Annotated in this window: 19 protein-coding genes; 12 read left to right on the top strand and 7 right to left on the bottom strand. The window is 68.1% G+C overall.

What is annotated here, in order from left to right; genetic code table 11:
* Window positions 1-84: 84 nt before the first annotated feature.
* Entirely contained in the window at window positions 85-1,005 is a 921-nt protein-coding gene (locus CEK29_RS15005; RefSeq protein ID WP_094858591.1) for a LysR family transcriptional regulator, read from the bottom strand.
* 133 nt (window positions 1,006-1,138) lie between these two features.
* Between CEK29_RS15005 and CEK29_RS15010 the strand changes: the two genes are divergently transcribed.
* Window positions 1,139-2,299, top strand: coding sequence for an acyl-CoA dehydrogenase family protein (locus CEK29_RS15010; protein ID WP_094858592.1), 1,161 nt, complete (start codon window positions 1,139-1,141; stop codon window positions 2,297-2,299).
* Between the two features lie 21 nt (window positions 2,300-2,320).
* Complete coding sequence (locus CEK29_RS15015; RefSeq protein ID WP_094801693.1) at window positions 2,321-3,703, top strand: MmgE/PrpD family protein; 1,383 nt, start codon at window positions 2,321-2,323, stop codon at window positions 3,701-3,703.
* Window positions 3,704-3,801: 98 nt separating this feature from the next.
* Here the strand turns inward: CEK29_RS15015 and rph are convergent, their stop codons facing one another.
* Window positions 3,802-4,536, bottom strand: coding sequence for a ribonuclease PH (rph, locus tag CEK29_RS15020; protein WP_432759245.1), 735 nt, complete (start codon window positions 4,534-4,536; stop codon window positions 3,802-3,804).
* 194 nt (window positions 4,537-4,730) lie between these two features.
* On the opposite strand from rph, the gene CEK29_RS15025 reads away from it, so the two are divergent.
* Window positions 4,731-5,666, top strand: a complete 936-nt coding sequence (locus CEK29_RS15025) for a YicC/YloC family endoribonuclease (RefSeq protein WP_094801697.1) — start codon at window positions 4,731-4,733, stop codon at window positions 5,664-5,666.
* 267 nt (window positions 5,667-5,933) lie between these two features.
* Here the strand turns inward: CEK29_RS15025 and CEK29_RS15030 are convergent, their stop codons facing one another.
* Window positions 5,934-7,298 (bottom strand): MFS transporter, encoded by a 1,365-nt coding sequence (locus CEK29_RS15030; RefSeq protein WP_094801699.1) that lies wholly within the window; start codon window positions 7,296-7,298, stop codon window positions 5,934-5,936.
* Between the two features lie 316 nt (window positions 7,299-7,614).
* Between CEK29_RS15030 and cyoA the strand changes: the two genes are divergently transcribed.
* From cyoA to CEK29_RS15055, 5 genes are all read left to right on the top strand, one after another.
* Window positions 7,615-8,667, top strand: a complete 1,053-nt coding sequence (cyoA, locus tag CEK29_RS15035; RefSeq protein WP_094801701.1) for a ubiquinol oxidase subunit II — start codon at window positions 7,615-7,617, stop codon at window positions 8,665-8,667.
* Window positions 8,668-8,767: 100 nt separating this feature from the next.
* Window positions 8,768-10,771, top strand: a complete 2,004-nt coding sequence (gene cyoB, locus CEK29_RS15040; RefSeq protein ID WP_094801703.1) for a cytochrome o ubiquinol oxidase subunit I — start codon at window positions 8,768-8,770, stop codon at window positions 10,769-10,771.
* Window positions 10,764-11,402 carry a cytochrome o ubiquinol oxidase subunit III gene (gene cyoC / locus CEK29_RS15045; protein ID WP_094801705.1) on the top strand — a complete coding sequence of 213 codons (639 nt, stop codon included), beginning with the start codon at window positions 10,764-10,766 and terminating at the stop codon, window positions 11,400-11,402. Before cyoB ends, cyoC begins: the two co-directional genes overlap by 8 nt.
* Window positions 11,399-11,866: a cytochrome o ubiquinol oxidase subunit IV gene (gene cyoD, locus CEK29_RS15050; protein ID WP_440588327.1), complete on the top strand. Its 468-nt coding sequence runs from the start codon at window positions 11,399-11,401 to the stop codon at window positions 11,864-11,866. Before cyoC ends, cyoD begins: the two co-directional genes overlap by 4 nt.
* Before the next feature lie 71 nt (window positions 11,867-11,937).
* Window positions 11,938-12,741 (top strand): SURF1 family protein, encoded by an 804-nt coding sequence (locus CEK29_RS15055; RefSeq protein WP_255176170.1) that lies wholly within the window; start codon window positions 11,938-11,940, stop codon window positions 12,739-12,741.
* Between the two features lie 40 nt (window positions 12,742-12,781).
* Here CEK29_RS15055 and CEK29_RS15060 read toward each other — a convergent pair whose 3' ends face one another.
* Window positions 12,782-13,615, bottom strand: a complete 834-nt coding sequence (locus CEK29_RS15060) for an EAL domain-containing protein (protein WP_094801707.1) — start codon at window positions 13,613-13,615, stop codon at window positions 12,782-12,784.
* A 251-nt stretch (window positions 13,616-13,866) separates the two neighbouring features.
* A complete protein-coding gene (locus CEK29_RS15065; RefSeq protein WP_432759246.1) occupies window positions 13,867-15,345 on the bottom strand; it encodes an AMP nucleosidase in 1,479 nt (492 codons plus the stop codon).
* Window positions 15,346-15,569: 224 nt separating this feature from the next.
* Here CEK29_RS15065 and CEK29_RS15070 point away from each other — a divergent pair, with 224 nt between their 5' ends.
* Window positions 15,570-16,169, top strand: coding sequence for a C40 family peptidase (locus tag CEK29_RS15070; RefSeq protein ID WP_170948510.1), 600 nt, complete (start codon window positions 15,570-15,572; stop codon window positions 16,167-16,169).
* A gap of 82 nt (window positions 16,170-16,251) precedes the next feature.
* Here the strand turns inward: CEK29_RS15070 and ypfH are convergent, their stop codons facing one another.
* A complete protein-coding gene (gene ypfH / locus CEK29_RS15075) occupies window positions 16,252-16,956 on the bottom strand; it encodes an esterase (protein WP_094858593.1) in 705 nt (234 codons plus the stop codon).
* Window positions 16,957-17,221: 265 nt separating this feature from the next.
* Between ypfH and imuA the strand changes: the two genes are divergently transcribed.
* The 3 genes from imuA to CEK29_RS15090 are packed head-to-tail and all read left to right on the top strand — an operon-like array spanning window position 17,222 to window position 22,557.
* A complete protein-coding gene (gene imuA, locus CEK29_RS15080) occupies window positions 17,222-17,953 on the top strand; it encodes a translesion DNA synthesis-associated protein ImuA (protein WP_094801713.1) in 732 nt (243 codons plus the stop codon).
* Window positions 17,886-19,349 (top strand): Y-family DNA polymerase, encoded by a 1,464-nt coding sequence (locus CEK29_RS15085; RefSeq protein WP_094801715.1) that lies wholly within the window; start codon window positions 17,886-17,888, stop codon window positions 19,347-19,349. The genes imuA and CEK29_RS15085 overlap by 68 nt, the downstream gene beginning before the upstream one ends.
* A 4-nt stretch (window positions 19,350-19,353) precedes the next feature.
* Window positions 19,354-22,557, top strand: coding sequence for an error-prone DNA polymerase (locus tag CEK29_RS15090; protein WP_170948511.1), 3,204 nt, complete (start codon window positions 19,354-19,356; stop codon window positions 22,555-22,557).
* Between the two features lie 59 nt (window positions 22,558-22,616).
* Here CEK29_RS15090 and CEK29_RS15095 read toward each other — a convergent pair whose 3' ends face one another.
* Window positions 22,617-23,864, bottom strand: a complete 1,248-nt coding sequence (locus CEK29_RS15095; RefSeq protein WP_094858594.1) for a D-amino acid dehydrogenase — start codon at window positions 23,862-23,864, stop codon at window positions 22,617-22,619.
* Window positions 23,865-23,935: the final 71 nt, after the last annotated feature.

Genomic DNA, 23,935 nt, shown 5'->3' on the forward strand with positions numbered 1-23,935 from the left:
CGGACTTGGCAGTTTCTTTACAGCGCTATCACGACGTCAAGAATCGCAATAAACCGAATTGACGGCCAAATTGACGCCCGCGCCCTACATGCCCGGCTGACGCTCGTCGGCCGGAATGTCGTCGATGAGCGTCTGCACCAGCTCGCGCGCAAACGTCGGCAGCGCGTCGAGGTCGCGCACCACGATGTGCAGCTTGCGCAGGCTCCATTCATCGGTGAGCGGCACCAGGGCGATATCGAGCACGCGGGCATAACGCAGCGCCACCGATTCGGGGATCACGCCGATCCCCACGCCGCTCTCGATCATCCGGCACGCGGCCTCGAAGTTGCCCACCTCGACACGAAAGCGGAAGGTTCGGCCCAGCGCCGCGGCCGCCTGCACCAGGAAGGGATGAATCGCGCTCCACTCCGACAGACCCACGTAGTCGTACGCCAGCGAATCGGCGAAAGGCACGGCGCCTTCGGTGGCGAGCGGATGGCGGGCCGCGGTGACCAGCACCAGCCGGTCGCTGCGGTACGGAATGAACTGGAGCTTGGGATCCGGACCGCAGCCGGCCACGATGCCCAGATCCGCCGAGCCATCGGCCACGGCGCGCACGATCAGATAACTCAGACGCTCGCGCAGCTCGACGTTCACGTCGGGGTGGCCGGCCAGATAGCGCGCGAGCACGCCGGGCATGAATTCGGTGATGGCGGTGGTGTTGGCCAGCACGCGCACATGGCCTTTCACGCCGCGCGCGAACTCCTGCATGTCTCCGCGCAATTGCTCGATCTGCTGCATCACGGTGCGGGCATGGCGGGTCAGCGCCTCGCCCGATGGCGTCATGGTGACGCCCTGGCTGGTGCGATAGAGCAGCTGGGTACCGAAGTGCTCTTCGAGGTTCTTGACCCGGGTACTCGCCGCGGGCAGCGACAGATGCGACTTTTCCGCGCCGCGCGTCAGGCTGTGCCAGTCGCCGATGTGCACCATGAGCTGCAGATCGGTCAGGTCAAAGTGTGTAGCCATTCGTCCCCCTATACCTTCGGGATTGGAAAACCCCGTATTAAGCAATCATAAATTGGCAGCTTGGACCGCATCCGGCAAAGTGCGGGCTGACCCTGCCCGACCTGTAACCCGAGAGTTCGAGACGACGCACCCCATGGTTGATACCCAAACCGATTTCCAAGACATCCGCGAAGCCGTGCGCGACCTGTGCGCGCAGTTTTCCGCCGAATACTTCCGCAAGGTCGACGAAGAGCGCGGCTACCCCGACGCCTTCGTGCGCGCGCTCACCGAGGCCGGCTGGCTCGCCGCGCTGATCCCGCAGGAATACGGCGGCTCGGGCCTGGGCCTGACCGAAGCGTCCGTCATCATGGAAGAAATCAACCGGTCCGGCGGCAACTCAGGCGCCTGCCACGGCCAGATGTACAACATGGGCACGCTGCTGCGCCATGGCAGCGACGAGCAGAAGCGCACCTATCTGCCGCGCATCGCCAGTGGCGAGCTGCGTCTGCAATCGATGGGCGTGACCGAACCCACCACCGGCACCGACACCACCCGCATCAAGACCACGGCCGTGCGCAAGGGCGACCGCTACGTGATCAATGGCCAGAAGGTGTGGATCTCGCGCGTGCAGCATTCCGACCTGATGATTCTGCTGGCGCGCACCACGCCGCTCGAAGCGGTCACGCGCAAGTCCGAGGGCATGTCGATCTTTCTGGTCGACCTGCACCACGCCATCGGCCACGGCATGGAGGTGCGGCCGATCCCGAATATGGTCAACCACGAAACCAACGAGCTGTTCTTCGACAACCTCGAGATTCCCGCCGAAAACCTGATCGGCGAAGAAGGCAAGGGATTCAAGTACATCCTCGATGGCCTGAACGCCGAGCGCACGCTGATCGCGGCCGAGTGCATCGGCGATGGCTACTGGTTCATCGACAAGGTCACCGCCTATGCCAAGGAGCGCGTGGTGTTCGGCCGGCCGATAGGCCAGAACCAGGGCGTGCAGTTTCCGATCGCGCGCGCGCACATCAACGTCGAAGCGGCCAGCCTGATGCGCTACGAGGCCGCGCGCCGGTTCGACGCGCACGAGCCCTGCGGCGCGCAGGCCAACATGGCGAAGCTGCTGGCGGCCGACGCCTCCTGGGAAGCCGCCAACGCCTGCCTGCAGTTCCATGGCGGCTTCGGCTTCGCCAACGAGTACGACGTCGAACGCAAGTTCCGCGAGACGCGCCTCTACCAGGTGGCGCCGATCTCCACCAACCTCATCCTCTCTTACGTGGCCGAGCATGTGCTGGGCCTGCCCCGCTCCTTCTGAGCCCATTCTTCCGGGACCGCCATGTCTGCCCTGCCTCGCTCCCTGCCCGACGCCCACCCCTCGGCCACGCTCGCCGAGTTTGCCAGCACGCTGCAGTTCGACGACATCCCCGCCGCCGTCGTGCGGCGCGCCGAAGACCTGCTGCTCGACACGCTCGGCTCCATCCTCGCCGGCGCCGGCTCGCGTGCCGTCCAGACCATCGGCCGCTACGCCAGCACCATGGGACCGGCGCAGGGCCCCGCCGAAGTGCTGATCGACCGGCGCGGCACCACCCCGCTCTTCGCGGCCATGGTCAATGCCGCGGCCGCCCATGTGGTGGAACAGGACGACGTCCACAATGGTTCGGTATTCCATCCCGCGGCGGTCGTATTTCCGCCGGCGCTCGCCGTGGCGCAGGCCCTGGGCGCGAGCGGCCGCGACCTGCTGACCGCGTCGGTCGCGGGCTATGAGGTCGGCATCCGCGCCGGCGAATACCTCGGCCGCTCGCACTACAAGATCTTCCACACGACGGGCACGGTGGGCACGCTGGCCGCCGCCGTCACGGTGGGCCGGCTGCTCGGGCTCGATCCTGCCCGCATGCTGCACGCGCTCGGCTCGGCCGGCACCCAGGCCGCGGGCCTATGGGAATTTCTGCGCGATGCCGCCGACTCCAAGCAGCTGCACACGGCCAAGGCGGCGGCCGACGGCCTCACCGCCGCCTATCTCGCGCAGGATGGCTTCACCGGCGCGCAGCGCATCCTGGAGGGCAAGCAGGGCATGGCGGCCGGCATGTCGACCGACGCCGATCCCTCCCGTCTGACCGACCGCCTCGGCGAGCGCTGGGCCCTGGCCGAGACCTCGTTCAAGTTTCACGCGTCGTGCCGTCACACCCATCCGGCGGCCGACGCGCTGCTGGCGCTGATGCGCGACCATGGCCTGAAGGCCGACGACCTCGCGGAGGTCGACGCCCAGGTGCATCAGGGCGCGATCGACGTGCTCGGGCCGGTCGTGAATCCCACCACCGTGCACCAATCCAAGTTCTCGATGGGCACGGTGCTGGCGCTGATCGCCCGCGAGGGCCGCGCGGGCCTGGCCGAGTTCGATGCGGCGTTGCACGACGCCGAGGTGGCGCGGCTGCGCGAGCGCGTGCGCATGTCGTTCGACGCCGAAGTCGACGAGGCCTATCCGCAGCGCTGGATCGGCAAGGTGTCGGTGCGCACGACCGACGGCCGCATCTTGTCGGCGCGGGTGGACGAGCCCAAGGGCGATCCGGGCAACACGCTCTCGCGCGGCGAGATCGAAGACAAGGCGATGCGACTGGGCACCTACGCGGGCGCGGCCACCGAGGCCGAGATGCGCGCGCTCATCGATCAGGTCTGGCGCCTGGCCGAGCTGCCGCGCGTGGGGCGTCTGCTGCCCACCTGAGCCGCTGCATCGGCGACAAAAAAGGCGGGCCCGTATCGCACGGCCCGCCTTTTTCATGCCCCCGAATCGGGGCGGTTCGCGCCGAACGACGCGCGCGCTCAGCCTGCCAGCGCCGCGCGCTGCTGCGCCACCAGCCGGGCGATGCCGGTCTCGGCCAGGCCGAGCATGGTGTCGAGCTCGGCGCGCGTGAAGGTGGCGCCCTCGCCCGTGCCCTGCACTTCCACGAAGGCACCGGCGCCCGTCATGATCACGTTCACGTCGGCATCGCAGGCCGAGTCTTCCTGGTAGTCCAGATCGAGCACCGGACGGCCATCGACCAGACCCACCGACACCGCCGCGACCGCGTCGCGGATGGGGTTGCGTTCGATGTCGCCGCGCTCGAGCAGCAGATTGATGGCATCGCTGGCCGCGACCCAGGCGCCCGTGATGCTGGCGCAGCGGGTGCCGCCGTCGGCCTGGATCACATCGCAATCGAGATGCAGCGTGCGTTCGCCCAGGGCCGACAGATCGAACACGGCGCGCAGGCTGCGGCCGATCAGACGCTGGATCTCCTGCGTGCGGCCGCTCTGCTTGCCGCGCGCGGCCTCACGATCGCCGCGCGTGTGCGTGGCGCGCGGCAGCATGCCGTATTCGGCCGTGACCCAGCCCTCGCCGCGGCCTTTCATGAAGGGCGGCACCTTGTCGAGCACGCTGGCCGTGCACAGCACATGGGTGTCGCCGGCCCGCACCAGCACCGAACCCTCCGCATACCGGGTGAAACCGCGCGTGAGCGAGAACGGGCGCAGCTCGTCGACGGCGCGTCCGCTGGGGCGGGAAGTAGAGGTGGCGTTCACGGAGAGCTCCAGGTGTTGATCGTAAGAAGAGCCGAATTGTACGGGCTCGACGGCTACAACGGCCGCGCGCATCGGTTATCCTGCGGCCGTGGGCGCGGCTCGCCCGGCAAGCAGACCGCGCGACACCCTGTCTACCTTCGTCTTACCCCGTGCCCGCGGCCATCGGCCCCGGGCCCTCTTCAGGATATCGCACCATGATCCGCAGCATGACCGCGTTCGGCAATGCCCGCGTCGACCTCGAACAAGGCACGCTCGCGCTCGAACTGCGCAGCGTCAATAGCCGCTTCCTCGATCTCTATTTCCGGCTGCCCGACGAACTGCGCCACGCCGAGACCCCGTTGCGCGAGCTGCTCACCGCCAACCTGGCGCGCGGCAAGGTGGAAGTGCGCGCCTCGTTCACGCGTGCCAGCAACACCGAAGTGACCCAGCTCGATCCCGAATGGCTCACCCGCCTGGCCGACCAATTGCAGGCCGCGCGCAAGATCCTGCCGGAGACCACCGCGCCGCGCCTGGTCGAGCTATTCAACTGGCCCGGCCAGCGCACCAACGACGCGCTCGACCCGCAGGTCTGGGGCGCCGCCTGCGTGCAGGCCGGCCAACAGGCGCTCGCGCAGCTGCAGGAGGGTCGTACGCGCGAAGGCGAACGCCTCGCCGGCATGATGCGCGACTGTGCCGATGGCGTGGCCGCCATCGTCGATCAGGTCGAGACCCACCTGCCCCAGTTGCTGGCCGACCATCGCGACAAGCTCGCCACCAAGCTGCGCGAGACGATCGAAAACGCCTTCCCGGGCGGCTTCACGCACATCTCGGGTGCCGAGCTGTCCGAACGCCTGTCTCAGGAAGCCAACCTCTTCGCGCTGCGCATCGACGTCGCCGAAGAGCTGTCGCGCCTGCGTTCGCACCTCGAAGAGCTGCGCCACCTGCTCACCGAGGGCGGTGGCAAGGCGGGCAAGTCCGGCGGCAAACAGGGCGGCAGCGCCGGCAAGCGCCTCGACTTCCTGTTCCAGGAAATGAACCGCGAAGCCAACACGCTGGGCTCGAAGGCAGGCAGCATGGAGGTCACGCGCGCCGCCATGGACCTGAAGCTGCTCATCGAGCAGATGCGCGAACAGGCGCAGAATCTCGAGTAAGCGCCGCCGCGCCAAAAACAAGGGCCGTCATCCTTACCGATGACGGCCCTTTTTTTACCGGTCCGCGAAGGCGCAGCTAGGGGGCAGCAAGCCGAAGGCGCAGCGTGGGGGCCCGCCCACCGCCGGGCCGCCCCAAGGTGGGCGCGCCCCCTCGGGGGGCAGCAAGCCGCAGGCGCAGCGTGGGGGCAACGCCCACCGCCGGGCCGCCCCAAGGTGGGCGCGCCCCCTCGGGGGGCAGCAAGCCGCAGGCGCAGCGTGGGGGCACCTTCAATCTCTCGACTCCAGCAGCTTGTTGATGCGCAGAGCGAGTAGCGTGCACACCACACCCGACAGCAGATACACACTCACCGCGGCCAGACCGAATCGGTCCGACAGGCCCAGCGCGACGACCGGCGCGAACGCGGCGCCGATCAGCCACGCCATGTCCGTGGTGAGCGCGGCCCCGGTGTAGCGGTAGCGCCGCGTGAAGTTGGACGTAACCGTGCCGGCGGCCTGACCATACGAGACGCCGAGCAGCGCGAAGCCGATCAGGATGAACGCGTCCTGCGCGTAAGGCCCGCCGCCCAGCAGCCAGGGCGCGAAGAGCGCGAAGATACCGATCAGCACGGCCAGCACGCCGAGCGTGTTGCGGCGGCCGATGCGGTCGGCGATCACGCCCGAGAAAATCGTGCCGACGATACCCACCAGCGCGCCCACGATCTGCACCACCAGCACATCCGCCACGGGCTGTGTCTGGCTCACCACGATCCACGACAGCGGAAACACCGTCACGAGGTGGAACAGCGCATAGCTCGCAAGCGCGGCGAATGCACCGATGAACATGTTGTAGCCCTGCTCCCGCACGATCTCGCTGGTGCCGATCGGCTCGAGCTCGCCCTCTTCGAGCAGCTCGGTGTATTCCTGCGTGACCACGAGCCGCAGCCGCGCGAACAGCGCCACCACGTTGATCGCGAACGCCACGAAGAAGGGATAGCGCCAGCCCCAGTCGATGAAGTCTTCGTCGGTCAGGGTGAGATGCAGATACAGGAACAGCGCGCTCGCGATCATGAAGCCGATCGGCGCGCCCAGCTGACCGATCATCGCGAACCAGCCGCGCCGCTTCGCCGGCGCATTCAGCGCCAGCAGCGACGGCAGCCCGTCCCAGGAGCCGCCCAGCGCCATGCCCTGCAGCGCGCGGAACACGGCGAGCAGGATGATGGCGTACATGCCGATGGAATCGTAGCGCGGCAGAAACGCGATGCCGCAGGTCGCGGTACCCAGCAGAAACAGCGACGCGGTGAGCTTGATGCCGCGCCCCCAGCGGCGCTGGATCGCCATCGATATCGCCGTGCCCACGGGGCGCACCACGAAGGCCAGCGCGAAGACCGCAAAGGACCACAGCGTGCCTTCGAGCGGCGCTTCGAACGGGAAGAACACGCGTGGAAACACCATCACGCATGCGATGCCGAACACGAAGAAATCGAAGTATTCGGAGGTGCGGCCGATCACGACGCCGACGGCGATCTCGCTCGGCGCCACCTGCGTATGGCTGGCGCCCAGCGTCGGTACCGACCCCGGAGGGAGAGACCCCGGCTGATCGGTCTGACCAGGCTTGGGTGGGAGAGAACCGGGGTACTGCGTGGTGGTCGACATATGCGCACTCGCTGAAAGAGGCCGGCTGCGGCGCGAAGGCGCGCTGTCTGCCCGGGTCTACGATCCTGCATCACAGTTGCAGGGCCATGGTCGCACGTTCCGCGCCCGACCGGAAGAGGCGGCGCGCGTCGCGCGGCACGCGCGCCACGGCACGTGATTCAGGCATCGCACTTGCTATGGCCAGCGCCGAAAGACGTTGTGCGCGCAACACCCGGCGCTATCCGTCACCGCATTTTTACTCTTTTGGCCCTGGATTTTTCCGACCTTACAGCGTAGGGTTGAGACTCTTCCCACGGTTACGTTTCGGGGTATGGCAATGCCGTTATTCCAAAGACTCCGCGGAGCAGCGCTGCTGGCCTGCATCCCCATGCTTGCCGGTTGCAACACCGTGCTGATGGCCCCGTCGGGAGATATCGCCTGGCAGCAACGCAATCTGATCCTGATCTCTACAGGTCTGATGCTGCTGGTCATCGTGCCGGTCATCGTGCTCACGTTCGTCTTTGCGTGGCGCTATCGCGAGACCAATACCGAAGCCCGTTACGATCCCGACTGGAATCACTCCACCATGCTGGAGCTGCTGATCTGGTCGATCCCCCTCCTCATCATCATCGCGCTCGGTGCCATCACCTGGGTCAGCACTCACCAGCTGGATCCCTACCGTCCGCTCACCCGCGTGGCCGAGGGCCGCGAGGTGCCCGCGGGCACCAAGCCGCTCGTCGTGCAGGTGGTCGCGCTCGACTGGAAGTGGCTCTTCCTCTATCCCGAGCAGGGCGTGGCCACGGTCAATGAGATGGCCGCGCCGGTGGATCGGCCGATCGAGTTCCAGATCACCTCGTCCACGGTGATGAACACCTTCTTCGTGCCCGCGCTGGCCGGCATGATCTACGCCATGCCCGGCATGCAGACCACGCTGCACGCCGTGATCAACCGCCCCGGCGACTACGACGGGCTCTCCGCCAACTACAGCGGCGAAGGCTTCTCCGGCATGCGCTTCCGCTTTCATGGCCTGGACCAGGCCGGCTTCGACCAATGGATCGCGCAAGCCAAGAAAGACGGCTCCGCCCTCTCGCGCGAGACCTTCCTGCAGCTCGAGCAGCCCAGCGAACGCAACCCCGTCGCCCGCTACGCCAGCGTGGCGCCCGGACTGTTCGACGCCATCGTCAACCGCTGCGTCGAACCCAACCGCATGTGCATGAAAGACGCCATGGCGATCGACGCCGCGGGCGGCCTGGGCATTCCGGGCGCACTCAACGTCACCACCATCGACCCCGCCCTGCGCGAACGCCTCGGTCTCACCGAAGGGCCGCTGCGTCAGTACGTGGGCGCGATGTGCACGGCGGCCAACGAGTCCGCACGCATTCCGCTCTGATCGCAGGCGCCGGGCCCTTGGCACGGCGCTTGATGCACGCGCCAAGCAAGTACTGCCGGTCGGCGCCCTCCCCGACCGGATTCATTAGCCGGGAATCGAGATGCCAGAATCATCAGACATCACCACGCTGATCTTCGGACGGCTCACCTGGGAAGCGATTCCCTACCATGAACCCATTCTGATCGCGACCTTCGCCGCCGTGCTGCTGGGCGGCGCCGCGCTGCTCGGCGCCATCACCTATTACGGCAAATGGGGCTATCTGTGGCGGGAGTGGTTCACCAGCATCGATCACAAGAAGATCGGGATCATGTACGTGATCCTGGGCCTGGTGATGCTGCTGCGCGGTTTTGCCGATGCGCTGATGATGCGCGCGCAGCAGGCCGTGGCGTTCGGCGACAACATGGGCTACCTGCCACCGCACCACTACGATCAGATCTTCACCGCGCACGGCGTCATCATGATCTTCTTCGTGGCCATGCCGCTGGTCACGGGTTTGATGAACTACATCGTGCCGCTGCAGATCGGCGCGCGCGACGTGGCCTTTCCGTTTCTCAACAACTTCAGTTTCTGGATGACGGCCGGCGGCGCGATGCTGGTGATGGCCTCGCTCTTCGTGGGCGAGTTCGCGCGGACCGGCTGGCTGGCTTATCCCCCCTTGTCGGGCATCCTGCACAGTCCGGACGTGGGGGTGGATTACTACATATGGGCGCTGCAGGTGGCCGGGGTGGGCACCCTGTTATCGGGGGTGAACCTGCTCGTGACCATCGTGAAGATGCGCGCGCCCGGCATGTCGCTCATGCGCATGCCGGTGTTCACCTGGACCTCGCTCTGCACCAACATCCTGATCGTCGCGGCCTTCCCCGTGCTGACCGCCGTGCTGGCGCTGCTCACGATGGACCGCTACGTCGGCACCAACTTCTTCACGGCGGATTTCGGCGGCAACGCCATGATGTACGTGAACCTCATCTGGATCTGGGGCCACCCCGAGGTCTACATCCTGATTCTGCCGGCCTTCGGCATCTTCTCCGAGGTGGTCTCCACCTACTGCCGCAAGCGCCTGTTCGGCTACGCGTCGATGGTGTACGCCACGGTGGTGATCACGGTGCTGTCGTACCTGGTCTGGCTGCATCACTTCTTCACGATGGGGTCCGGGGCGAGCGTGAACTCGTTCTTCGGGATCACGACGATGATCATCTCGATCCCGACCGGGGCCAAGATTTTCAACTGGCTCTTCACGATGTACCGCGGCCGCATCCGCTTCGAAGTGCCGATGCTCTGGACGCTCGGCTTCATCGTGACCTTCGTGATCGGCGGCATGACCGGCGTGCTGCTCGCGGTGCCGCCGGCCGACTTCGTCCTGCACAACAGCCTGTTCCTGATCGCCCACTTCCACAACGTGATCATCGGCGGCGTGCTGTTCGGCCTGATGGCCGGCATCACCTACTGGTTCCCCAAGGCGTTCGGCTATCGGCTCGATCCGTTCTGGGGCAAGTGCTCGTTCTGGTTCTGGCTGGTGGGCTTCTACGTCGCCTTCATGCCGCTCTATGTGCTCGGGCTGATGGGCGTGACGCGCCGCGTCAACCACTTCGAAGACATGTCGCTGCAGATCTGGTTTCAGATCGCGGCCTTCGGCGCCATCCTGATCGCGATGGGCATCGCCAGCTTCCTGATCCAACTGGTCGTGAGCTTCCGCCGCCGCGCGCAGCTGCGCGACACCACCGGCGATCCCTGGGACGGCCGCACGCTCGAGTGGTCGACCTCGTCGCCGCCGCCGCAATACAACTTCGCCTTCACCCCGCGCGTGCATGATCTGGACGCCTGGTGGCAGATGAAGCAATACGGCTACGAGCGCCCGCAATCCGGCTTCATTCCGATCCACATGCCCAAGAACACCTGGGCCGGCATCGTGCTGGCCGGGCTCTCCACCCTGCTCGGCTTCACGCTGATCTGGCACATGTGGCCGGCCGTGGTGCTCACCTTCGTGGCGCTGGTGCTGGTATCGATCGTTCACACCTTCAACTACAAACGCGATTACTACGTGCCGGCCAACGAAGTGGCCCGCTGCGAAGCCGATCGCACCTTGCTGATGGCCAACCATGTCTGATACCGCGGCTCACCTCACTCCCTCGGGCGCGCCGGCGGACCGGCCGCTCTTCTACATTCCCGAAGAACATCACCCCAAGAACGGCACGCTGCTCGGTTTCTGGGTCTACCTGATGAGCGACTGCCTCATCTTTGCGTGCCTGTTCGCCACCTACGGCGTGCTGGGACGCAACTATGCGGCCGGCCCCTCGGGCGCCGATCTGTTCGAGCTGGAGCTCGTGGCGCTCAACACCGCGCTGCTGCTGCTCTCGTCGATCACGTACGGCTTCGCCATGCTCGAGATGCGGCGCCGGCGCATCGGCGCCACGCAGGGCTGGCTGGCCGTGACCGGGCTCTTCGGTCTGGCCTTTCTGTGCGTCGAGATCTACGAGTTCCACCACCTGATCCAGCTGGGCGCGGGCCCGCAACGCAGCGCCTTCCTGTCGTCGTTCTTCGCGCTGGTCGGCACCCACGGTCTGCACGTGACGTTCGGCATCATCTGGCTGGTCGTGCTGATGCTGCAGGTGCAGCGGCACGGGCTGATCCTCGAAAACCGCCGGCGGCTGATGTGCCTGTCGATGTTCTGGCACTTCCTGGACCTGATCTGGGTGGGCGTCTTCACCTTCGTGTATTTGATGGGAGTCCTGCCATGAGCACCACCCGCAGCGATCACATGGGCAACCTGGAGTCGAGCCCGGATCCGCGCCACGTGACGCCTCACGGCGGCAGCGGCCATGGCCAGGGCGGCGGCCACGGCCACGACGACCACGACGACGACGGCGGCGCGAGCCACGGCAGCTTCAAGAGCTACATGACGGGCTTCGTGCTCGCGGTGATCCTGACCGCGATCCCGTTCTGGCTGGTGATGAATCAGGTGTTCGAGAGCTCGCGCACCACGGCCCTCATCATCCTGGCCTTCGCGGCGGTGCAGATCGTGGTGCACCTGGTGTACTTCCTGCACATGGACACGAAGTCGGAGAGCGGTTGGAGTATGCTGGCGCTGATTTTCACGCTGGTGCTGGTCGTGATCACCCTGTCGGGTTCGATCTGGATCATGTATCACCTCAACAGCAACATGATGCCAATGGCCCCGCACGACATGCGCAACATGCCCTAGCGGACCTGGCGCACACGCGTCGTGCACGGGGGCCCGGCTGGGCCCCCGCCTTATTTCCAATAGCAGACATCTTGACCCGACCCGATTCCCTTCCGCCCCGCCCCGCCTCCGACGAGCCGCCCCGCCGCCCCCGCGGCACGCTCACCCTCGTGATCCTGGCCCTGATCGCCGCGTTCCTGTTCGCCGTGCTTTGCACGCTGGGCAAGTGGCAGGTGCAGCGTCTGGCCTGGAAAGAAAATCTGATCGCGCAGGTCGAAAGCCGCGTGCATGCGCCGGCGGTGCCGGCGCCGGCGCGCGCCGAGTGGGCCGGCCTGGACAATGCCAGTGCCGAGTATCGCCACGTGCTGGCGCAGGGCGTGCTGCGCCACGATCTTCAGACCCTGGTGCAGGCCGCGACCGAACTCGGCAGCGGCTACTGGGTCATGACGCCGCTGCAGCAGGCCGATGGCTCTCTCATCATGGTGAATCGCGGCTTCGTGCTGCCGGGCTGGCGCAAGCGCGCCCCCGAGGCCGGCACGAGCGAGCCCGTGAAGGTCGAGGGGCTGCTGCGCATGGGTGAAGGCCCCGGCGGATTCCTGCGCGAAAACGACGCCCAGGCCGACCGCTGGTATTCGCGCGACCTGCCCGCGATCGCCACGCGCCGTGGCATCGACCCGGCGCTGGTCGCCCCCTACTTCATCGACGCCGGCGCCAGCAGCGCCCGCGATCCCGAGACCTCGCCGGTCGGCGGTCTCACGGTGCTGAGCTTCGCCAACCACCACCTGGGCTATGCCATCACCTGGTTCGCGCTGGCGCTGATGGTGCTGGTGGGCGCGGGCATCGTCGCCCGCGAAGAATTGCGCACGCGCAGGCAGCAGCAGGCATCCGGGCGATAGAGAAGTGCCGCGGGGCGCGCCACGCGCCCCGTGCTCCGGTCTAGCCCGCCGGGGCGCCGGCTCGCAATTCGGCCTGCGGCAACCACACCGCGAAGGCCTCGAGCGACATGGGCTGGTCGAAGAAAAATCCCTGACCGCCCTGAATGCCGAGCTCGCGCAGGCGCACCACCTGCATGGCATTTTCGATGCCCTCGGCCACGACCCGCACGCCCCGGTACGCGCCCGCATAGCGGGCCACGTCGAGCAGCGCCCGGTTTTCGTCGGGCGTGCCTAGCGCGGCGGTCAGCGATTGGTCGAGCTTGAGAAAATCGGGTTGGACGCGCGCCACGGTCTCGACGCCATTGAAACCAGTGCCGAAATCATCGACGCCGATCTTCACCCGGCCGTGCCGCACGCTGGCGAGCCGGGTCAGTGCGGCCTCGCTGTCCGGCAAGGCTTCGTCTTCGGTGAGCTCGATCCAGATGTCGGCCTGCGGCGGCAGGATCTGGTCGATCTCGGCCAGATGGGCATCGAAGCGGTCATCGAGCAGATAACCGGCCGGCACGTTGAACGACACGTGAAAGCCGTCGGGCAGCCCGATGGCGGCCAGCGCGCTGGCCGCATGGACGAACACCTCCCGGCTCAGCACGGGCAGGCAGCCGAGCTCGCGCGCGATCGGAATGAAGCGTTCGGGGGGCACGTCGGTGCCATCGTCGAGGCGCCAGCGCATGAGCACCTCGGCCCCCACGCAATGGCCCGACTCCAGGGCCAGCATGGGCTGAAGCACCGCGCGAAACTGCGCCCGCAGGGCGGCATCGCGCCCCGCTGACTCGAGCATGGCGCGCAGCCCGACGGCGTCGGGTAGCGCGCGATTGCCTTCTTGTTCCTGCGTCACTCCCGGTCTCCTGTGTCCTTGCCACCGCGTGGCTGCCGTGCATTCGGCGCCGCGGGCCGGACCGGCGTGACCCTGGCGAGCGCAGGCCAAGCTTAACGCGTTGTGCGCGGGACTGCCGAGCGTGGCTCGATGCGAGGAGAAAAAAAAAGCGCCGACGAAGCGCGAGCCGGACGCGTGCCCGCCGCGCGCGCCTGCTGCGCGCGCCTCGCCTCACGCGGGCCGGCACCAGGATGGTGCGGGCCCGCCGCGGCTTATTGAAACGCCGTTTCAGTGAAGGTGCGCAGCTTGCGCGAATGCAGGCGTTCGGGCGCCATGTCGCGCAGCAGCTCGAGCGCGCGGATACCGATCTCCAAATGCTGGTTGACCTGGCGGCGGTAGAACGCGCTGGCCATGCCCGGCAGCTTGAGCTCGCCATGCAAGGGCTTGTCGGACACGCACAGCAGCGTGCCGTACGGCACGCGGAAGCGAAAGCCGTTGGCGGCGATGGTGGCCGACTCCATGTCGAGCGCGATGGCGCGCGACTGGGCGAAACGCTGCACCAGCTCGCCCTGGTCGCGCAGCTCCCAGTTGCGGTTGTCGATCGTGGCCACGGTGCCGGTGCGCATGATGCGCTTGAGGTCCCAGCCCGACAGCCCGGCCACCTCTTCGACCGCCTGTTCCAGCGCCACTTGGACTTCGGCCAGCGGCGGCACGGGCACCCAGGTCGGCAGGTCGGCGTCGAGCACGTGATCGTCGCGCACATAGCCGTGGGCCAGCACATAATCGCCCAGGCGCTGCGAATCGCGCAGGCCGGCGCAATGCCCCAGCATCAGCCAGGCGTGCGGGCGCAGCACGGCGATGTGATCGGTGATGGTCTTGGCGTTGGACGGTCCCACGCCGATATTGACCAGCGTGATGCCGGAATGATTCGGCCGGATCAGGTGATAGGCCGGCATCTGCGGCAGACGCACCGACGAGGCGTCGTTCGGTGCGCTTTCACCGCGGCGCGTGATGCGGTTGCCCGGCTCCACCAGCGCGTCGTAGTCGCCGCCACCTTCGGCCATCAGGGCCCGCGCGCGCGCGCAGAACTCGTCGACATAGAACTGGTAGTTGGTGAACAGCACGAAGTTCTGGAAATGCGACGGCGCCGTGGCGGTGTAGTGCTGCAGGCGATGCAGCGAATAATCCACCCGCGTGGCCGTGAACGGCGCCAGCGGTCGCGGCTCGCCTTCGCGGCCCTTCCAGGAGCCGTTCACGATGGCGTCGTCGGTGACGGCCAGATCGGGCACGTCGAACAGATCCCGCAGCGGCCGCTTCAGGCTTTCGAGGTGTTCGCCCTCGACATAGGCGCCATCGGGAAAGGCGAAGTGCAGCGGGATCGGCATATCGGATTCGCCCACCTCGATCGGCACGCGGTGGTTCTGCAGCAGCTGGCCGAGTTGCTCGATCAGGTAGTCGCGGAACAGTAGCGGCTGGGTGATGGTGGTCTGGTAGCTGCCCGGCTCGGCCACATGCCCATAAGAAAGGCGGGTATCGATGGGATCGTAGGTGTCGACGCCCACTCGGACGGCGGGATAGCAGGCGCGCACCCGGGTTCGCAGGTCTTTGCCCTGCAGGACTTCCTGGAAGGCGTCGCGCAGAAAACCGGTATTGCGGGCGTAGATTTCGAGCAGGCGCTCCACCGCGCGTTCGGCGTCGTCGAAAGGCTCGAAAGGGATCGGGTCGGGGCTGTACAGAGGGGCTGCGGTCATGTTCCGGTCCATGGCCGACGCCGACGCGGCGCCGGTGGAGGGATTATGCCGCATGGCTCGCATCGCACCGCGTACATTCGCGCACATCGATGCAGCATTTCATTGCAAATGTAATGAAATACTATTGCATTACAATCGGACGGCGCTTCGATGACAGAATGCGCACTGCCGCCGGCTAGCACGTTGCAGCCATCACGCCCACTCCGATTTTTGAAGTGTCGCTAATGACTCCACCCACGCGAGAAGTCCGCCGACAATCCTCTGTGTTGTCTGCTTTGATCAGCGCCCCGCTTCTGGCGCTTTGTTTGACCACTTTCAGTGGCGCGGCCCAGGCCTCGCTGCACCCCACGGCCCGCTCCAACCTCAATGGTCTGGCGCTCGCCAACGAACCCACCGTTCCCACGCTGCGCGACCGCGTCGTGCAGGCCGGTCTGCAAGCCATCGGCACGCCCTATTCCTGGGGCGGCGATGATCCGCTCGACGGCTTCGACTGCAGCGGTCTGGTGCTGTTCGTGTACCGTGAAATCGCTGGCATGGATATGCCTCGCACGTCGCGTGCCCAGCGCAGCGCCGGCAAGAATGTCGCACGCACCCGCCTCAAGCCCGGCGACCTGGTGTTTTTCGCCACGCGCGGCCGCGGCGTGACCTCGCATGTGGGGATCTACATCGGCCAGGGCCAGTTCGTGCATGCGCCTTCGCGCGGTGCGAAGGTCCGTGTCGACCGCCTCGACAATACCTATTGGTCCAAGCGCTATCTGGGCGCGCGCGCCTATCTCGACGAGAGCACGCTCGACGGCGGCACCCTGGTGGCCGCCAAGGGCTGAGTCGGCAAAGCGACGCTTCGCGGCACAGAAAAAGCGGCGCAACGCCGCTTTTTTTACACCCTGCTTCTGTATTTTTTACCGCTCAGTGCACGCTGGTGCCGGCGGGCGGCGATTGGTCCAGGCCGAGCGCCGCTTCCCAACTACGCAAGGGCACGCAGGTTTGCAGGCGCTGGATCGCGCGCTCGATGAGCGCCGGATGCAGTTCGTGGCCGATCGTGCTGGCGATGTCGAGGGTGGCATCGCCATGGAGTTCGTCGAGGCGCAACTGCGCCGCCTGTGCCAGCTGAACCGGCATCACGGGATCGGCCGCGCCATGCAGCAGATGGATGGTGGTGTAAGGCGGCGGCACCTTGGGCAGCTCGGCATAGCGCCCCGAGAAAGCCAGCACCCGGCCCGCCAGCGCTTCGTGTGCCTGCACGGCCTCGAGCGCCATGATGGCCCCCTGCGAGAAGCCCGCCAGCGCGGTGGCGGGGGGCAGCAGCTTGAAGCGCGCCTGGGCCTGGTGGATGTAATCCACCAGCGCCGGCAAGGCCTGCGCCACGCGTTCGGGGCGATTTTCGTCCGTGACGCCCTGCACCGAGAACCACTGGCGCCCGGCGCCGCCGCCCTCGAAGGGCGCGAAGCCCTGGGGGATCAGCACCGCGGCGGCGGGAAACGCCCGCCGGATGGCCTGTGCAAGCCCCTCGAGCCCCTCCGGCGTGCCGCCCACGCCATGCAACAGCACGAACAGCTGTTTGACCTCTCCGTCGGGGGTGGGCAGGAATTCGATGACGCTGGGCGAAGACATGATGCGCAAATCCAGGAACGGCCGGCGAACGGCCCAAGAAAACATTCTATACGTGTGCGCGCGGCGGATCCGGCCGGCGGGCCGACCCAGGCGGCCGCCCATCCGGCGGGTGGCGCGGGCCACGCGGCACCCCCCGATGCTGGCCGTGGTCAAGGGAAGCCGCGCTTGGTTGCCAGTGGATTCGGACCCACGCTCAATTTTACTGTATATTTGTACAGTCCTATTCTGATGCTATGGATCGCCGCGCGCGACCCGCCCGCCGGCCATGCCTTCGCCCGAACTCATCCATCCCGCCCTGTGGCGCGCCACGCAATTGGCGCAGGGCAGTGCGCGCGCCGTGCCCACCGGCCATGCCGCGCTGTCGGCGCTGCTGCCCGACGAGGGCTGGCCGCAGGGCAGCCTCACCGAATTGCTGGCGCCTCATCCCGGCTGCGGCGAGCTGAGCCTGCTGCGTCCGGCACTGACCGCCCTGCCCGCCCATCGCGACATCGTCCTGCTGCAGCCGCCGTTCACGCCGCACATCACCACATGGATGCATTGGGGCCTGGATCCGCAGCGTCTGCTGTGGCTCACGCCCGCCTCGCCGCGCGACACGCTCTGGGCCGCCGACCAGGTGCTCAAGCACGGCAGTTGCGCCGCTCTGCTGTGCTGGCTGCCGCAGGTCCGGCCCGAGTCGCTGCGCCGGCTGCACCTGGCCGCGCAGGGCAGCGAAACCCTGTTCTTTGCCCTGCGGCCCGCCAATGCGGCCCAGCACGCCTCGCCGGCGCCCTTGCGGCTCGCGCTGGCGCCCGCCGCGGCCGGCCTGAGCGTGCAGGTGCTCAAGCGCCGCGGTCCGGTCTGCGACGTCACCCTGTATCTGCCTTTCGAAGAAAACACCGGCCGCCTGCTGCCCGCCGTACCGGCACAGCCGCTGCATTCCCCCTTGCCCCATGCGCCTCTGGATCGCCGTCTTCCTGCCACGCCTGCCGCTGGACGCCGCACGACCGCATTGGTCTGAGCAGCCCGAGCTGGTGTGCGCCGTGCTCGAACAAGAGCGCGTGATCGCCCTCACCCCGGCGGCGCGTGCGGCGGGCCTGCGCCTCGGCCTGCGCCGCGCCGGCGCGCTGGCGTTGTGTCCCGACGCGCTGCTGCTCGAGCGCGATCCGGCGGCCGAGGCCCGCACGCTCCAGGCCGCCGCGCTGTCCCTGCTGCAATACACGCCGCAGCTGGCCGTCCCCGACGGCGACAGCCTGCTGCTCGATGTGGGCGCGAGCCTGATGGTGTTCGGCGGCCCGCGCGCCCTCTACCGGCGTGTGCGCGACACCCTCGCGGCCCTGGACCTGCAGGCCGGCATCGCGGTGGCGCCGACCGCACGCGGTGCCTGGTTGCTGGCGCGCAGTCCGGGGCGGCGCCGGGTCTTGCGCGAACCCGCGCTCGCCCGCCGGCTCGATGCGCTGCCTCTCGTGCTGCTGCCCGAGGCCCAGCCCCGCCTGGCCTGGCTGCAGGGCCTGGGCTGCAAGCGCCTGGCCGACCTGCGGCGATTGCCGCGCGCGGGCCTGCAGCGGCGCAGTGATCCGGCGTTGCTGCGCGCGCTCGACGCCGCGTATGGCGATGCCGCCGAAGTCCACGCCTGGCTCACGCCGCCCGCGCATTTCGAGGCGCGCACCGAACTGATGGACTACGTGGAGCACGCCGAGGCGCTGTTGCATGTGAGCGGCCGCCTGACCGAACAACTGAGCGGCTGGCTGGGCGCGCAGCGGCTCGCGGTGCGCGCCATCACGCTCACGCTCGAACACGAACGAGGCCGTCACGCGCGCGATCCCTCGCAACTGCATCTGGCCATGGCCGAGCCGGTGTGGCAGAGCGCGCACCTGCGCGGCCTGCTGCGCGAACGCCTGTCGCGGCTCGAGCTGGCCGCGCCCGTGATCGCCGTCACGCTGTCCGCGCCGCTCACCGTCGACATGCCCGCGATCAGCACCACGCTTTTTCCCGAGCCGGGCGGCAACGCCACCGATCACGCCCGCCTGCTCGACCTGCTGTGCGCGCGGCTCGGCCCCGAGCAGGTACGCCGGCCCGCCCCCCTGGCCGATCATCGGCCTGAAGTGGCCAACCGTTGGGTCGCCCTGGAGGCGGCGGGAGGCCGCCCGCCGGTGCTGCCGCCCGCCCTGGAACGGCCGTTCTGGCTGATCGAGCCCGCGCAGGCGCTCGAAATTCGCGCGCACCGGCCGGTCTACCAGGGCCAGGCGCTGCGCCTCACGCGCGGCCCCGAGCGCATCGAAAGCGGCTGGTGGGACGCCATCAATACCCAGCGCGATTACTTCGTGGCCGAAGACGCCGCGGGCGCGCGCTATTGGCTCTATCGCGAACGCGGCGGCGAGACCGCGCGCTGGTTCCTGCACGGACGCTACGCCTGATTCCATGCAGCCACCCCACGAACCCGCCTCCCTGCCGCTCCCGCCCGCCGATATCGGCGCGGGGCTGCCCGGCTATGCCGAGCTCGATTGCCAATCGAACTTCTCGTTCCTGCAAGGCGCCTCGCATCCCGAAGAGCTGGCCGAACGCGCGCATCGCCAGGGTTACGCCGCGCTCGCGCTCACCGACGAATGCAGCGTGGCCGGCGTCGTGCGGGCCCATGTCGAGGCCGAAAAACTCGGGCTGGCGCTGATCGTGGGCAGCCGCTTCGTGCTCCACGACGAGCCCGGCCCGCCCATCGAACTGACCTTGCTCGCCCAGGATCGCGAGGGTTACGGCAATCTCACCGAGTTCATCACGCTGGGCCGCTCCCGCGCGGCCAAGGGCAGCTATCACCTGCGCGCCGACGATCTCGCCGCCCCGCCCGCCTCGCTCGCGCATCTGCGCGGCCTGCCGGGTTGCCTGGCCATCCTCACGCCCACTTACGGGCTGGACACCGCGCAGATCGTCGCGCAGGCCCGCTGGCTGGCCCGCGTGTTTGCGCAACGCGCCTGGCTCGGGCTCACGCTGCTGCATCGATCGCGCGACGACCTGCATCGCGCCGCGCTGGACGCGGCGGCGCAGGCCGCGGCACTGCCTCAGGTGGCGGTCGGCCAGGTGCAGATGCACGTGCGCTCGCGCAAGCCGCTGCACGACACCCTCACCGCCATCCGCCTCGGCCGCCCGGTGGCGCAATGCGGCTACGAACTCGCGGCCAATGCCGAGCGGCATCTGCGCTCGCGTCTGCGGCTGGCGGGCCTGTACCCGCCCGCCGCGTTGGCGCAGACGCTCGAGATCGCGCGACGCTGCACGTTCTCACTGAAAGAGCTGCGCTACGAATATCCCGACGAGATCGTGCCGCCGGGCGAAACCCCCGCCAGCTACCTGCGCCGCGCCACCTACGAAGGCGCGCGCGAGCGCTACCCGGACGGCGTGCCGCCGATCGTCGAGGCGCAGGTCGAAAAAGAACTCGAGCTCATTGCCGACCTCGGCTACGAGGCCTACTTCCTCACCGTCCATGACCTGGTCCGCGAGGCGCGCCGGCTGGGCATCCTGTGCCAGGGCCGCGGATCGGCGGCCAATTCGGCGGTCTGTTATTGCCTGGGCATCACCGCCGTCAATCCCGCCAACGGCAACGCGCTTTTCGAACGCTTCATCAGCAGAGAGCGCAACGAGCCGCCCGATATCGACGTCGACTTCGAGCATCAGCGGCGCGAAGAGATCATCCAATATATTTACGGCAAATACGGCCGGCGCCGCGCGGCGCTCACCGCCGTCGTGATTTCGTATCGGCCCCGCAGTGTGCTGCGCGATACCGGCCGGGCATTGGGCATCGATCCGACCATCATCGATGCGGTGGCGCGCGCGCACCAATGGTGGGACGGAAAAAAGGCCATGCTGCGCACGCTCGGCAACTGCGGGCTCGATCCGGCCTCGCGCGTGGCGCGCCAATGGGCCATCCTGTCCGAAACCCTGATGGGCTTCCCGCGCCACCTGTCGCAGCATCCGGGCGGCTTCGTGATGTCGCGCGGCCTGCTCTCGCGCCTGGTGCCCATCGAAAACGCCGCCATGGCCGATCGCAGCGTCGTGCAATGGGACAAGGACGACCTCGACGCGCTGGGCCTGCTCAAGGTCGACGTGCTCGCCCTGGGCATGCTCTCGGTGCTGCGCCGCGCGCTCGAACTGGCCGGCGCGCGCCGCGGCGAGCCGCTGGCCCTGCATCAGATTCCGCAAGACGACACGGCCACCTACGACATGATCTGCGAAGCCGACACGGTGGGTGTGTTCCAGATCGAGTCGCGCGCGCAGATGAGCATGCTGCCGCGCCTGCGGCCCCGCGAATACTACGACCTCGTCGTGCAGGTGGCCATCGTCCGCCCGGGTCCGATCCAGGGCGGCATGGTGCACCCCTATCTGCGCCGGCGTCAGGGCAAAGAGCCCGAGACCTACCCCGGGCCCGCGGTCCAGGCCGTGTTGTCGCGCACGATGGGCGTGCCGATCTTCCAGGAACAGGTGATGCAGATCGCGGTGGTCGCGGCCGGCTTCACGCCCGGCGAGGCCGACCAGCTGCGCCGCTCGATGGCTGCATGGCGCCGCAAGGGCGGCGTGGACAAATTCCGCGCCAAGCTGGTGGGCGGCCTGCTCGCCCACGGCTACAGCCTGGAGTTCGCCGAGGCCTTGTTCCGGCAGGTGGAGGGCTTCGGCGAGTACGGTTTTCCCGAAAGCCACGCGGCGAGCTTCGCGCTGCTGGCCTACGCCAGCTCCTGGCTCAAGTGCCACGAACCCGAGGCCTTCCTGGCCGCCCTGCTCAACTCCCAGCCGATGGGATTCTATGCACCCGCGCAGCTGGTGCAGGATGCCCGGCGCCATCAGGTGCGCGTGCTGCCGGTCGACATCATGCACAGCGGCTGGGAGGCCGCGCTCGAGCCGCGCGCGGATGCGGCCCGCCCCGCCGTGCGCCTGGGTTTCAATCAGATCAAGGGGATGTCCGAAGACAGCGCGCGCGCCATCGAGCAGGCGCGGGCACAGCGGCCCTTCGCCAACACCGCCGATCTGGCGCGGCGCGCCGGGCTGGGCCGCCACGAGCTCGATGCGCTGGCCGCGGCCGACGCGCTGGCCGCCCTCGCCGGGCATCGGCGCCAGGCCAGCTGGGAAGCGGCGGCCGGCGTGGCCGACCGCGACCTGCTGCGCGATGCGCCGATCGAAGAGGCCCAGGTGGCCGAGCTCGCGGCCCCCTCCGAAGGCCAGGGCATCTCGGCCGACTATCTCAGCACCGGCCTGAGCCTGCGACGCCATCCCCTCGCCTTGTTGCGCGCGCAACTGGCGGCGCGCCGTTTCGAGACCTCGCAGACACTCAACACCTACCCCAACCGCCGCCTCGCCCGCGCCTGCGGCATCGTCACCGTGCGGCAACGGCCCCAGACCGCCAAGGGCACCATCTTCGTCACGCTCGAAGACGAAACGGGGCCGGTCAACGTGGTGGTGCGGCCGGAGCTGATCGAGTCACAGCGGCGCGAGCTGCTCGAATCGGTGCTGCTGGGTGTCTACGGGGTCTGGCAAAGCCTCGATGGCGTGCGCCACCTGGTCGCACGCCGGCTGGTCGACATGAGCCCGCTGCTGCGCGAGCTCGACGACGCCGGCCTGCCGGCGCGCAGCCGCAACTTCCATTGAGCTCGAGCCCGCAACCCCGCGCACCCCGGGCCCGGACGCGTGGGTTCCGCGCGATCGCGTCAGGGCAGAAACGGCGAGTCGTCGATGGGCGGCTCGACGCCGCTCATGCGCGTGGTGAGCAGCGCGGCGCTGCCGCAGGCCAGCGTGAAGCCGAGCGCGCCCTGGCCGATGTTGAGCCACAGATTGTCCACCCCGCGCACGGGCCCGATGAGCGGTTTGCCGGTCGGCGTCGCCGGCCGCAGACCCGCCCACGGCTGCGCGTCGGACAGGTCCAGATGCGGAAAGACCTCCAGCACCTGACGCTTGAGCAGCGCCACGCGCGCCGGATCGATGCCGGTGTCGCGGCTGCCGATATCCACCATCGCCGCGATGCGCAGCACCCGGCCCACCCGCGCATAGACGATGCGGCGTTCGTAGTCGGTCACGCTGATGCGGGGCGCGGTATCGTCGTCATCGGCCAGCGGCACGCTCAGGCTATAGCCCTTGAGCGGATAAATGGGCACGTCATGACCCAGCGGCCGCAACAGGGCCCGCGAACCCACGCCGGTCGCGAGCACGACGGCGTCGGCGCCGATATCGCCGGCATCGGTGCGCACGCCCGTCACGACCGGACCATTGGTACGCAGCCCCAACACCTCGGTCGACATGCGGCACTCGACCCGGTCGAGCGCGCCCAGGCGGTCGAAGAGCGCCTGCGTGAACTGGCGGCAATCGCCCGCCTCTTCGCTCGGTGTGTAGATGGCGCCGGCCAGGCTCGCGCCCATGCCCGCCAGCGCGGGCTCGAGCGCCAGCGTCTCGCGCGCATCCAGCACACGCTGCTCGGCGCCCAGCCCGGCCTGATAGGCCACCAGCTTGCGCGCCTTGTCGAGCAGCTCGGGGCTGCGATAGGCGATCAATTTGCCGTTGCGCAGATGACCGAACGCCAGCGGCTCCTGTTCGAGCAGGCGGTTCATCACGTCGCGGCTCAGATAGGACAGGCGCTGCAACTCGGCCGTGGAACGCTGCGCCACCGAGGCGCGGCACGCGAGCGCGAACTGCAGGCACCAGCGCCACTGATGCGGGTCGAGACGCGGCCGGAAGCGCAACGGAGAATCGCTGCGCAGCAGCCAGCCCGGCACGCTGGGCAACACGCCCGGTCCGGCGAGCGGCGCCACGTAGCTATAACTCAGCTGTCCGCCGTTGGCGAAGCTGGACACCTCGGCCGGATAGGCCCGGCTGTCGACCAGGACCACCTCATGCCCTTCACGGGCGAGGAAATACGCCGAGGTGACACCGACGACACCCGCCCCCACGACACAGACACGCATAAACCTTCCCTGCAAGGACAATTGCCCATTCTGTCCGCGGTCGGGCCCCACGCGCAAATAGCCAGCGCCGC

The sequence above is a fragment of the Bordetella genomosp. 5 genome, from assembly GCF_002261475.1.
Taxonomy (GTDB): domain Bacteria; phylum Pseudomonadota; class Gammaproteobacteria; order Burkholderiales; family Burkholderiaceae_B; genus Bordetella.